Source organism: Flavobacterium sp. UBA6135 (assembly GCF_002428305.1).
In the GTDB taxonomy this organism is placed as follows: Bacteria; Bacteroidota; Bacteroidia; order Flavobacteriales; family Flavobacteriaceae; genus Flavobacterium.
Map to the genome: position 1 here is coordinate 56540 of NZ_DIVJ01000007.1, position 13009 is coordinate 69548.

At 34.0% G+C, this 13009-nt stretch carries 10 protein-coding genes; all 10 read left to right on the forward strand.

The genetic code is table 11. The annotated features are described in order from the left end of the window. The first annotated feature begins 3 nt into the window (after nt 1–3). The 10 genes from B3L86_RS02035 to B3L86_RS02080 all read left to right on the forward strand — a co-directional run bounded on the left by B3L86_RS02035 (nt 4) and on the right by B3L86_RS02080 (nt 13007). Nucleotides 4–2382: a TonB-dependent receptor gene (locus B3L86_RS02035; protein ID WP_291114522.1), complete on the forward strand. Its 2379-nt coding sequence runs from the start codon at nt 4–6 to the stop codon at nt 2380–2382. A gap of 4 nt (nt 2383–2386) precedes the next feature. Further along, on the forward strand, nt 2387–3208 hold the full coding sequence (locus B3L86_RS02040) for a DUF4249 domain-containing protein (protein WP_291114525.1): 822 nt from the start codon (nt 2387–2389) through the stop codon (nt 3206–3208). Between the two features lie 147 nt (nt 3209–3355). Further along, complete coding sequence (locus B3L86_RS02045; protein WP_291114528.1) at nt 3356–4018, forward strand: thiamine diphosphokinase; 663 nt, start codon at nt 3356–3358, stop codon at nt 4016–4018. A gap of 53 nt (nt 4019–4071) precedes the next feature. Continuing rightward, nucleotides 4072–5025, forward strand: coding sequence for a 23S rRNA (adenine(1618)-N(6))-methyltransferase RlmF (gene rlmF, locus B3L86_RS02050; protein WP_291114531.1), 954 nt, complete (start codon nt 4072–4074; stop codon nt 5023–5025). A gap of 101 nt (nt 5026–5126) precedes the next feature. Next, entirely contained in the window at nt 5127–7115 is a 1989-nt protein-coding gene (gene uvrB, locus B3L86_RS02055; RefSeq protein WP_291114533.1) for an excinuclease ABC subunit UvrB, read from the forward strand. Nucleotides 7116–7151: 36 nt separating this feature from the next. Continuing rightward, nucleotides 7152–8516 (forward strand): alpha-amylase family glycosyl hydrolase, encoded by a 1365-nt coding sequence (locus tag B3L86_RS02060; protein WP_291114536.1) that lies wholly within the window; start codon nt 7152–7154, stop codon nt 8514–8516. 117 nt (nt 8517–8633) lie between these two features. Beyond that, entirely contained in the window at nt 8634–8876 is a 243-nt protein-coding gene (locus tag B3L86_RS02065; protein ID WP_291114539.1) for a hypothetical protein, read from the forward strand. A gap of 69 nt (nt 8877–8945) precedes the next feature. Then, nucleotides 8946–9839 carry an ABC transporter ATP-binding protein gene (locus tag B3L86_RS02070; RefSeq protein WP_291114542.1) on the forward strand — a complete coding sequence of 298 codons (894 nt, stop codon included), beginning with the start codon at nt 8946–8948 and terminating at the stop codon, nt 9837–9839. Between the two features lie 32 nt (nt 9840–9871). After that, nucleotides 9872–10699 carry an ABC transporter permease gene (locus B3L86_RS02075; protein ID WP_291114545.1) on the forward strand — a complete coding sequence of 276 codons (828 nt, stop codon included), beginning with the start codon at nt 9872–9874 and terminating at the stop codon, nt 10697–10699. A gap of 43 nt (nt 10700–10742) precedes the next feature. Further along, nucleotides 10743–13007 carry a T9SS type B sorting domain-containing protein gene (locus B3L86_RS02080; RefSeq protein ID WP_291114548.1) on the forward strand — a complete coding sequence of 755 codons (2265 nt, stop codon included), beginning with the start codon at nt 10743–10745 and terminating at the stop codon, nt 13005–13007. Nucleotides 13008–13009: the final 2 nt, after the last annotated feature.

Consider the following 13009-nt stretch of genomic DNA (forward strand, 5'->3'; position numbering starts at 1 on the left):
GTTATGTTTTTCAACAAAACAAGTTTTTCATTGCTTCTATTTATAGCAGGGTTATTAACTCTTTCAGCTCAAGAAAAATTTACTGTCAGTGGAACAATTATGGACCAAAAAAATAATGAAACATTAATTGGGGTCAATATTATCATTCCGGAATTAAAAACAGGTGCTACTACAAATGAATATGGTTTTTACTCCATTTCACTGCCAAAAGGCGAATATACGCTGCAAATTAGTTATGTGGGTTTTGCAACGATTGAAGAGAATATCGTGTTGGATAAAAATATTCGAAAGAATTTTTCACTCTTGGAAAACAGCCAACAGTTAAATGAAGTTATTGTTACGGACCGAAAAGTTAAATCGGAAATCAGAAAACCTGAAATGAGTGTGAACAAACTTTCCATTCAGGAAATCAAAGAAATGCCTGTTTTGTTAGGCGAAGTTGATATCGTTAAATCGTTGTTTACTTTGCCGGGTGTTACCAGTGCCGGCGAAGGGCAATCCGGATTCAACGTTAGAGGTGGTGGTGCTGACCAGAATTTGATTTTATTGGATGAAGCAACCATTTACAATTCATCGCATTTATTTGGTTTGTTCTCTGTTTTTAATCCCGATGCCATCAAAGATTTAAAATTATACAAAGGTGGTATTCCGGCTCGTTATGGCGGGAGATTATCCTCCGTTTTGGATATTTATCAAAAAGAAGGAAACAGTAAAGATTTTCACATGAATGGAGGTATTGGAATAATTTCCAGTAGACTACTTGCTGAAGGACCGATTGTGAAAGACCGAGGTTCTTTTTTAGTTGCCGGAAGAGGAACCTATGCTCATCTTTTTTTGAAACTCACCGACATTGATAATTCTGCCTATTTTTATGATTTGAATACCAAATTGAGTTACAAAATAAATGACAATAATAACATTTACTTTTCAGGTTATTTTGGTCGTGATGTTTTTACTTTGAACAATACGTTTGTGAATACCTACGGAAATACAGTGTTGAATTTGCGATGGAATCATTTGTTTTCAGATAAATTATTCAGCAATATGTCGTTTATATATTCTGATTATTACTACGGTTTAGAACTTGATTTTGTTGGTTTTGAATGGAATAGTGGCATTAAAAACTATAACTTCAGATATGATTTCAAACACTATTTAAGTGACAAATTAAAACTGACCTATGGTGTAAACAGTATTTACTACAATTTTAATCCCGGTAAAATTGAACCCAGCCGGCCGGATTCCGGTATAAACGAAGACCAACTTGATAAAAAATATGCGTTGGAATCTGCTTTATATTTTGATGCTGAACATCAGTTGAGTGAAAAACTTACCGTTTCTTATGGCATTCGTTATAGTAATTTTTTGCGTTTAGGAGAGCAAACTCTAAACGTGTATGAAAACAATCAAGCTGTAACTTTTAATTCAGATTTTCAAGTCTATGAAAGTGCCACTCCTATTGGAACCGTTTCCTATGGGAAAAATGAAACCATTGCCAGTTTTAACAATTTTGAACCCCGATTTTCGGTTTCGTATGCATTGAACGATAATCAATCCATCAAAGCGAGTTACAATCGCATGAGTCAGTATTTGCATTTGATTTCAAACACGCAGTCCCCTACTCCTTTGGATGTTTGGGCTCCGAGTGATAACTTTTTGAAACCGCAATTATTAGATCAATATGCCATTGGTTATTTTCAAAATTTTAAAAATGATGATTATTCTTTAGAAGTGGAAACTTATTATAAAAGCATCAAGGACCGTGTTGATTATATTGATGGTGCCAATCTAATTGCCAACGAAGCCATCGAGCGAGTGGTTTTAAACGGACGAGGTCGAGCCTACGGATTGGAAGTTTTATTCCGAAAAAATGTGGGTCGATTTAATGGTTGGCTGGCTTATACTTTAGCAAGAACCGAACAACAAGTTGTGGGCAGAACACCTGAAGAAACAGGAATAAACAACGGAAATTGGTATAAAACCGGATTCGATAAACTCAATGATATTTCAGTTGTCGGAAATTATAAATTGAATGAAAAATGGCGTTTTGGAGCTAATTTTTCCTTGCAAACCGGTCAACCTGTCACCTTTCCAAATGGTCAATATGAATATTTAGGGATTACAATTCCCAATTATTCTACCCGAAACGAAGACCGCTTACCAACCTATCACAGATTGGATGTTTCGGCAACTTTGACACCTACCAAAAACAAACAAAGAACCTGGCAAGCGGAATGGGTTTTTGGTTTTTATAATATTTATAACCGCGAAAATGCTGCATCCATCACTTTTCGTCAAAATAATCAAACCGCTAGAAATGAAGCCATCCAATTGTCTATTTTCGGAATTGTTCCAAGTGTAACATATAATTTTAAATTTTAAAAAGATGAAAGCTATTAGATATACTTTATTCTTTTTGGTGGCATTACTAACATTCAGTTGCGAAAAAGTAATTGATGTTGATTTGAACACAGCCCCACCAAGATTGGTTGTGGAAGCCTCTATAAATTGGGTTAAAAACACACCCGGCAACGTTCAAATAATTAGATTATCAACCACAACAGGTTATTTTGCTGGGGAAATTCCGGCGGTTACAGATGCAATTGTGACTGTTACAAATAGTTCAGGTATTGATTTTGATTTTATTCAAATTGATACCCCGGGAATTTATATTTGTGAAAATTTTGTCCCAATGTTAAATGAAACGTATACATTAACCATCATGCATCAAGGACAAATTTATACTGCTATAGAAAAATTACTTGCAACTCCTGAAGTCACTAGAATAGAACAAAGAGACAATGCAGGAATATTAGGTAATGCAACCGAAGTAAAATTCTTTTTTAATGACATTCCTGATGAAACTAATTTTTACTTTTTAGGAATTATTGATCCTTACAAAGTTATTCCGGAATACGGCATTCTGGAAGACCGATTCTTTCAAAACAACGAAATGTTTGGTTTGTATTTTAGTGATAAATTCAAACCTACCGATACGGTTACTTTTACCATGAGTGGCGTTTCACAAAACTATTATAATTATATGAATATTCTATTGGCTCAAGCCGGAACAACAAGTGCAGGACCTTTTAGTACACCTACCTCAACAGTTCGAGGAAATATTGTAAACCAAACTAACTTTAGTAATTTTGCATTAGGCTTTTTTAGACTGGGAGAAACGGAAGTCAAGGAATATGTTATTCAGTAATTTCAAAATTATTTTTTGGAACACTGATTTTAAAAACTTGAGAATATAATAAAATGTGATTTAAAATTTGTCCTATTTTTATTTTAAATATTTTTTAAATTTCTTAAATCTGTGTTCTTTATCTTTTTATATTCAATACATTAAACAATGTCATCACACCACATAGTCAAAGACGATCAAGAACCTGCTTTAATTATAGCCAACGGAGCATCCTGTAGCGAAGAACTTCTTGGCCAATTATTAGAATGGTCACCCATTGTCATTGTATTAGATTCAGCCATTAGTCGTGTGATGGAACTTGGTATTAAAGTAGATGTGTTGTTGGGTGATTTTGACCACAATTTTGACGCTAATTATTACAAAGAAGTTCAGTATCCGCTTGAAATTGTTCACACGCCTGACCAAAATAAAACCGATTTAGAAAAGGCCTTCGACTATTTGGTCGAACGAAATATTCTAGCCGTTAACGTGGTTTGGGCTACCGGAAAAAGAGCCGATCACACCATCACCAATATCACTTCCATTGTAAAGTTCAGAGAAAAATTGAAAATTGTCTTGTTTGACGATCATTCTAAAATATTTCATTTACCAAAAAAATACGAAAAATGGTATCCAAAAAATACCGTTATTTCTTTAATCCCGATTGGAGTTGTGCACGGCATTCATTCCCAAAATTTATTTTATCCTTTACAAAACGATTCCTTACAAATTGGTTATCGAATCGGAAGCAGTAATCATGTTACCGAGGACGGAATCGTAAGTATTGAACACCTGGAAGGAGATTTAATTTTAATGGAATGTTGGGATTAAAAGCTTGAATTCATTAAAAATTATGTAAATTTATCTTTTACACAATTTATACCTTGAAAAATAATCCAAATAGCGAAAAAAATTCATTACACCCAAGAAACAAGCATCGCTCTCGTTATGATTTTGACGTTTTAGTAGTTAAATCTCCTGAATTAAAACCGTTTATTTATACAAACGAACACGAAATTGAAACCATCGATTTTAGCAATCCGTTAGCCGTTAAAACACTAAATAAAGCTTTACTCAAATCGTATTACGGGATTTTAGATTGGGATTTACCTGAAGATTATCTTTGCCCTCCCATTCCCGGAAGAGCTGATTATATTCATCATATTGCCGACTTATTAGCAGAAGTCAATCAAAACATAATTCCTACCGGAAATAACATTATGGGCTTGGATATTGGTGTGGGTGCCAATTGCATCTACCCCATTTTAGGAAATGCCGAATATGATTGGAGCTTTGTGGCCACAGATATTGATGCCAATGCTCTTGAAAATTGTATAGCAATTATTGAAAAAAATCCGCATCTAACCGATGTCATTAGTTTGCAACAACAAATCAATTCTCGTTATATTTTTAAAGACATTATTCAGCCCGAAGATAAATTTGCGTTTACCATTTGCAATCCGCCCTTCCACGATTCCAAAGAAGAAGCTGCGAAAAGTGCCGCCCGAAAAGTGTCTAATTTAACTCATCAAAAAACAACCATTCCGGTTTTAAATTTCGGCGGTCAAAACAATGAACTTTGGTGCGAAGGAGGCGAACTCGCTTTCATCACCCAAATGATCTATGAAAGTGTCAAATATCCAAAGCAATGCTTTTGGTTTACAAATTTAGTATCTAAAAAAGACCATCTGAAAAGTATTTATAAAACACTAAACAAAGTGGAAGCGGCCACCATCAAAACCATTGAAATGAATCAAGGTCAAAAAATTAGTCGTTTAGTTGCTTGGACGTTTTTAAGCGAAAAGCAACAGAAAGATTGGAAGTTTACCTCAGAATAAAACAAAACGTTTTTTTCGTAACTTTGTAAAAAGCATTGAATTAAACTCTCTCTTTAAAACCTTAGCAACTCAGAACCTCAGCATCTCAGCCCCTCAAAAAAATGAAATTCCAAGTCATCTCAGATTACATACCTACAGGCGATCAACCACAAGCCATTGATAAATTAGCCAACGGCATCTTGAATGGCGAAAAGTACCAAACCTTATTGGGTGTTACCGGTTCGGGAAAGACATTTACTGTTGCCAACGTTATTGAAAAAGTTGAAAAACCAACCTTAGTTTTAGCTCACAACAAAACACTTGCGGCACAATTATACTCCGAATTCAAGCAATTTTTTCCGAATAATTCCGTGCAGTATTTTGTTTCCTATTACGATTATTATCAACCCGAAGCCTATATTCCGGTTACCGGAACCTATATAGAAAAAGATTTATCCATAAATGACGAATTGGAAAAACTTCGTCTTAGCACCACTTCTGCCTTACTTTCCGGCAGAAGAGATGTGTTGGTCGTGGCTTCCGTTTCGTGTTTATATGGTATCGGAAACCCGGTAGAATTTCAAAAAAATGTGATTTCAATTGATCGAGGTGAAGTTATTTCTAGAACCAAATTATTACACCGTTTAGTCCAAAGTTTGTACTCACGAACTGAAGCAGAATTCACTCCGGGAACTTTCAGAATCAAAGGCGATATTGTTGAAATTTTTCCAAGTTATGCCGATGATCCGTTTCGCGTACATTTCTTTGGAGATGAAATAGAAGAAATTGAAGCCTTCGACACGAAAACATCCAAAGTAATCGAACGATACTCAAAATTAAATATTTATCCTGCCAACATGTTTGTAACTTCTCCTGATGTGTTGCAAGGTGCAATATGGGAAATACAACAAGATTTGGTCAAACAAGTGGATTATTTCAAAGAAATTGGCAAACATTTAGAGGCCAAACGTTTGGAAGAGCGAACCAATTTCGATTTAGAAATGATTCGGGAATTAGGCTACTGTTCGGGAATCGAAAATTATTCACGATATTTAGATGGTCGTCAACCCGGAACCCGACCTTTTTGTTTGTTAGATTATTTTCCCCAAGATTTTTTAATGGTGGTGGATGAAAGTCACGTTACTATTTCACAAGTTCATGCTATGTATGGTGGCGACCGAAGCCGAAAAGAAAACCTCGTTGAATTCGGATTCCGTCTACCGGCAGCAATGGATAATCGTCCGTTAAAGTTTGAAGAATTTGAAGCTTTACAAAACCAAGTTATCTACGTTTCTGCCACTCCGGCTGATTACGAATTACAAAAAAGCGAAGGCATTTATGTAGAACAAGTCATTCGTCCCACCGGATTGTTAGATCCAATTATAGAAATTCGTCCGAGTTTAAACCAAATTGACGATTTAATCGAAGAAATCCAACTTCGTTGCGAAGCCGACGAACGTGTTTTAGTGACTACGTTAACCAAACGAATGGCGGAAGAACTGACAAAATATTTAACCAAGGTTTCCATCCGATGCCGTTATATTCATTCTGATGTTGACACCCTCGAACGCGTGGAAATCATGCAAGATTTACGTAAAGGTTTGTTTGATGTTTTAATTGGTGTGAATTTACTCCGTGAAGGATTGGACTTACCCGAAGTTTCTTTAGTTGCGATTTTGGATGCAGACAAAGAAGGCTTTCTTCGTAGTCATCGCTCGCTTACACAAACTGTTGGTAGAGCCGCTCGAAACGTAAACGGAAAAGCTATTATGTATGCCGATAAAATCACGAATAGTATGCAAAAAACTATTGATGAAACCAATTACCGTCGCGAAAAGCAAATTGCTTATAATACACTTCATGGTTTATTGCCAAAAGCCTTGAACAAAAGTTTGGGTAATGCATTGAGTGGTAATTCGGTTTCCACTCAATATTATGAAGACAAAGTATTAAAAGCTGCAGAACCGGAAAGTTTATACCTCACCAAGCCGGAAATCGAAAAGAAAATCCGCGACCTCCGTAAAATGATGGAAAAAGCTGCGAAAGAACTGAATTTTATTGAAGCGGCTAAATTGAGGGATGAGATTAAAAATTTGCAGGACAGAATGTAACAACTTTATTTTTCTATCTTCATTAAAAAATTCTACATGAAATTATCACACTTCTTTTCAATTGTTATTCTACTAATTGTATCTATTTCTTGCAGTAAAGAAACATCTACAACACCGGAACCAACTAATCCTATTGGTTATGTTCAGTATGGAACTCCTTTTGCAAACATGCCTGCAACCGATGACGTTGTAATGTATGAAGTTAATTTACGAGCTTTTAGTGCTAATGGAAATTTGCAAGGCGTAACATCACGATTAGATGAAATTAAAGCCTTAGGAGTTAATGTAATTTGGTTGATGCCCATTCACCCTGTTGGTATTTTAAATGGCATCAACTCTCCGTATTGTGTTAAAGATTATAAAGGTGTTGGAACAGAATATGGAACTTTAGAAGATGTAAGAACTTTAACTACAGAAGCTCACAATCGTGGAATGGCTGTTATATTAGATTGGGTTGCCAATCACACATCATGGGATAATCCATGGATTCAAAATACAGATTGGTATACAAAGAATAATGCAGGAAATATTGTTCATCCGCCAGGAACAAATTGGACAGATGTTGCTGATTTAAATTTTGACAATTCTGATATGCGTTTAGCCATGATTGATGCCATGCAATATTGGATTTTAGAAGCAAACATTGATGGCTTTAGATGTGATTATGCTGATGGGGTACCGTTTTCATTTTGGAATCAAGCAATAAACAAATTGAAATTAACCCCCAACAGAAGTTTATTATTTTTGGCAGAAGGAAATCGATCCGACCATTTTTTTGCTGGTTTCAATCTTAACTTTGGTTGGAATTACTACAGCAAACTTAAGAATGTTTGGAATGGTGAATCAGCAAATAACCTTCATGGTACACATCTTTCTGATTATACAAATGTTGCTGCAAATAAACATATCTTACGATTTACTACCAATCACGATGAATCAGCTTGGGATGCCACTCCAATGACTTTATTTAACGAAAAAAAAGGAGCATTAGCGGCTTCAGTTGCCACTATATTTATGGGTGGTGTTCCATTGTTCTATTCCGGTCAAGAAGTGGGAAGACAGAATACGCTTCCTTTTTTCTCAAATTCAGCAATTGACTGGAATACAAATCCTGATATGCTTATTGACTATAAAAAAATGATGTCAGCATATACCAACTCAAATGCAGCTCGAAAAGGTATGCTCACTAATCTTTCTACAAATGACGCTATTTGTTTCAAAAAAACAAGTAATAATGAAGAACTGTTGGTGATAATTAATGTGAGAAATTATTCTGTAACACATTCACTTCCAACAATTTTACAAAATACCAACTGGATAAATACACAAACTAATTCTCCAATTACCTTAGAAAATTCTGTTACTTTAAACAATTATGAGTATTTAATTTTGAAAAATTGAGTTTTTATTAAAAATAAGAATTTTTGTATATTTTTAATTTTTTTATGTCTTTTGTCGATTTTTTTATGCTTTTTATCTATATTTTAATATCTTTAAACACCTCAAATTTAAAGAATTATGAAACTTAACCAAACCAAACAAGAAACACACGCATCCAACTTCATTTGTTCAATAATTGGTCATCGATATCGTGAGACCCGAAAAATTACAAATCATTTTAGTGAATACTCCTGTAAATGCTGTGGCAAACAAATGACAGAAGATACTAGAGGTCGGTTAATTCAACTTACGCCTGAATTAAAAGAAATTAATGCAACCTTAGAATTACTTTTTCAAAGAAGACGTTTCATAAATTCTTAAATAATCATGTTTTTCAGTAACAATTTTATAGTTTAGAAGTCTTACTTAATAACTACAAAATTTATACTATTGGAAACGATTCTTACTATAACCAATCTCAATAAAAAATTTGGTGTTTTACACGCTGTAAACAATTTATCTTTAGAAATTAATAAAGGAAATGTTTATGGGATTTTAGGTCCGAACGGCAGTGGAAAATCTACCACACTTGGAATTATACTCAATGTAGTCAATAAAACTTCGGGTGAATACAAATGGTTTGGAGGCAAATTGGAAACACATGAAGCCTTAAAAAAAGTGGGAGCCATTATTGAACGTCCCAATTTCTATCCATACATGACGGCTTATGAAAACTTGAAATTGGTTTGCAATATCAAGGAAATTTCGGAATCAAAAATTGACGAAAAGCTGGAATTAGTAGGATTACTTGATCGCAAGAACAGTAAATTCAAAACCTTTTCTTTAGGAATGAAACAACGTTTAGCAATTGCATCTGCATTGTTAAACGATCCGGAAATATTAATACTTGACGAACCTACAAATGGTTTAGACCCTCAGGGAATCAGACAAATAAGAGATATTATTAAATTAATCGCTTTACGTGGCACAACAATATTGTTGGCCTCACATCTTTTGGATGAAGTGGAAAAAGTGTGTTCACACGTATTGGTTTTACAAAAAGGGAAAATGCTTTATTCCGGAAAAGTTGACGGCATCATGTCTAACGAAGGTTTTTTTGAACTTCAGTCTGAAAATTTAAACTATTTAACTGAAGTAGTATCGCAATTAGCTACTGTTGAAAAAACATCACTAGAGGACGGAAAAGTTTTGGTGTATTTAAAAACTCCTATGAAAGCTTCTGAATTAAATAGTTATTTATTTCAAAAAGGAATTGTTTTGAATCACCTTGTAAAACGAAAATTTAGTTTAGAAGAACAATTTTTAGCCTTAACAAAAAACTAATTCCATTTCATTTTCCATTTAAAATTTCAGTTATGATACGATTATTAAAAATAGAATTTCAAAAAATTTGGAAAAATAGAGCTAGTAGGATTTTAACTATTGCCTATTTCATATTACTTTCTTTTGTAGCCTTAATTGCTTCCATCAATTTCAAATTTATTGGAATAGATTTCAGATTAGCCGATATGGGTTTGTTTAATTTCCCTTTTATCTGGCATTTTAATACCTACATGGCATCAATATTAAAAGTTTTTCTAGCTATTGTAATTGTTTCCATGATGGCCAATGAATATTCGTATGGTACTTTAAAACAAAACTTAATTGACGGATTAAGTAAAAAAGAATTTATTCTTTCTAAATTTTATACTGTTGTTGCTTTTGCCTTAGCTTCGACTCTCTTTATGTTTGTTTTGAATTTGATTTTAGGATTAAATTTTTCTTCTTACAATGAAGCGGATATTATTTTTAAAGACACCTCCTACTTAGTTGCTTACTTTTTAAAATTGGTAGGTTTTTTTAGTTTTTGTTTGTTCTTAGGAATTTTAGTCAAACGATCGGCATTTGCATTAGGATTTTTATTTGTTTGGAACATTGTTGAAGCCATCTTAAAATGGAATGTTTTTGCTAAACTTAATAAATCAGAAACATTGAGTCAATTTCTGCCATTAGAGTCAATGAGTAACTTGATTAGAGAACCTTTTACCCGATTGAACATTATTAAAAATATTGAAACAACTGTTGGTGGAGAAGTAATTGCCAGAGATTATAGTGTGCAGTTTTTGCCTTGTATGATCGTCTCCATTTGGATTTTAATTTTCATAATTTTATCTTATAAAATTCTACAAAAACGAGATTTATAGTATCTTTGCCGATGCTATGATTATATCCAAAAAAATAAATTTATTGCTATTTATTATCGGTGGTTCTCTAACTTCATTTGCTCAATATATTACAGTTGATGATAGTTATACTGCTAATCAATTGGTAGAAAACGTACTAATTAACAGTCCATGTGCCAATGTTTCCAATATCTCCGTTTCCGGATGGGATACTTCACAAAACGGAACAAGTTATGGTTATTTCACGAGCGGAAGTAGTGCTTTTCCCTTTTCAAACGGAGTTATTTTAGCTACTGGAAGAGCTGTTTCAGCCATTGGCCCAAATAATTCTCTTTTAAGTGAAGGACCTACTTCATGGTTAGGTGATACGGATTTGGAACAGGCAATCGGAGAATCAAATACCATAAATGCAACAGTTTTAGAATTCGATTTTTTGCCACTTGCATCAAAAGTAAGTTTTGAATATGTTTTTTCGTCAGAGCAATATTTATCCAATCCCAACAATAACCAATGTAACTTTTCAGATGGTTTTGCTTTTTTATTGAGAGAAGTTGGTTCGCAAAATCAATATCAAAATTTAGCGGTAGTTCCCGGAACCAATGTTCCTGTAAAAATTACAACCGTTAGAGGCCCAGGAACTATTTGTCCACCAGCTAATCAACAATATTTTGATGCGTTTAACGGCACAGCGCATCCTACCAATTATAACGGTCAAACCAAAATATTAAAAGCAGAAGCAACTGTAACTCCCGGCGTTTTATATCACATGAAATTGGTTGTTGCAGATCAGGGAAATCAGTTCTATGATTCTGCAATATTTTTAGGTGGAGGAAGTTTTAGAGTTGAAATTGATCTTGGACCAGACCGATTAATTGCCGATTCAAATCCGGTTTGTTTTGGTGATACTTATGTTTTGGACGGGACTCAACCCGGCAACAATACATATCAATGGTTTAAAAATGGAATTGCCATTTCAAATGCAATCCAACCCTCATATATGGTAACAGAAGAAGGAATTTATTCTGTTGAAGTTATACTACAAAGCACTAGTTGTATTGCCAGAGGAGAAGTGATTGTGGAATATATAAACCTACCTGATGCTAATCCGGCAACTTTAAATCAGTGCGATCCGGATGGTGATGGAAGTACAGTTTTCAATTTAAGTCAATTAAACACCATCATTACAAATGGGAGTTCTCAAGTTGTTGTTTTCTATTTTCCAACATTGATTGATGCACAAAATGAAACTAATGCAATTCAAAATCCTACTGCTTACAATTCTGGTGCAACAACAATTTATGCTGAAGTCACAAGCATATATAATTGTAAAACTATTGTTCCTGTAACGTTGACAATACCTTCTACTTCAATTTCAACACCACAACCCTTTACATTATGTGACACTGACGGAATAGCTGATGGAATCACAACATTCAATCTGGGAGTATTAATTACCCCAACTCTTTTAAACGGACAACCTTCGGGTTTGAGTGTTCTCTATTATGATTCAATTACAAATGCTCTCAATGAAACAAATGCTCTACCAGTAAATTATACAAATACGTCACCTTTTAATCAAACGCTTTACGCAAGAGTCAATTCAGGTTCGAGTTGTTATGATATTGTTATGATTTCAGTTTCAATAACTTTCTTTCAAGGATCATTCAACCCTGAAAATTTGATTATTTGTAATGGTGGAAGTTTATTACTAGTGGCTCCAAACGGTAATTTTACATATCTCTGGAATAATGGAGCAACAGGAAATGCCATTCAAATTTCTCAATCGGGAACCTATTCTGTTACAGTAACCAATACAATAGGATGTTCAACAATTAAAACTTTTAATGTTACAGAATCGCAATCACCTGAAATTATGTCCGTGAACGTTAATGGATTTAATGGTGGAAACAACTCCATTTATATAAATTCAAACGGAACAACTACTGATGAATATTCTATTGATGGCATCAATTATCAAAGTTCTCCTTTTTTCTCCAATTTAAATCCGGGAACTTATGTTGTTTTTGTCAGAGACCAATTTCGTTGTGGGATTGATTACCAAACAGTTACAATATTAGATTATCCTAAATTTTTCACTCCCAATAATGATGGTTACAATGACATTTGGCAAATTCAAAATTTGGATTTAAGAAACGCTAAATTGTATATTTTTGATCGTTATGGAAAGTTATTAATCGAATTAACACAAAGAATTCCTTATTGGGATGGTACTTTTAATGGTCAATCGCTTCCCGCTTCTGATTATTGGTTTGTTTTACAATTTGAAGATGGAAATTCAGTAAAAAGTCATTTCAGCCTTTTAAGATAATT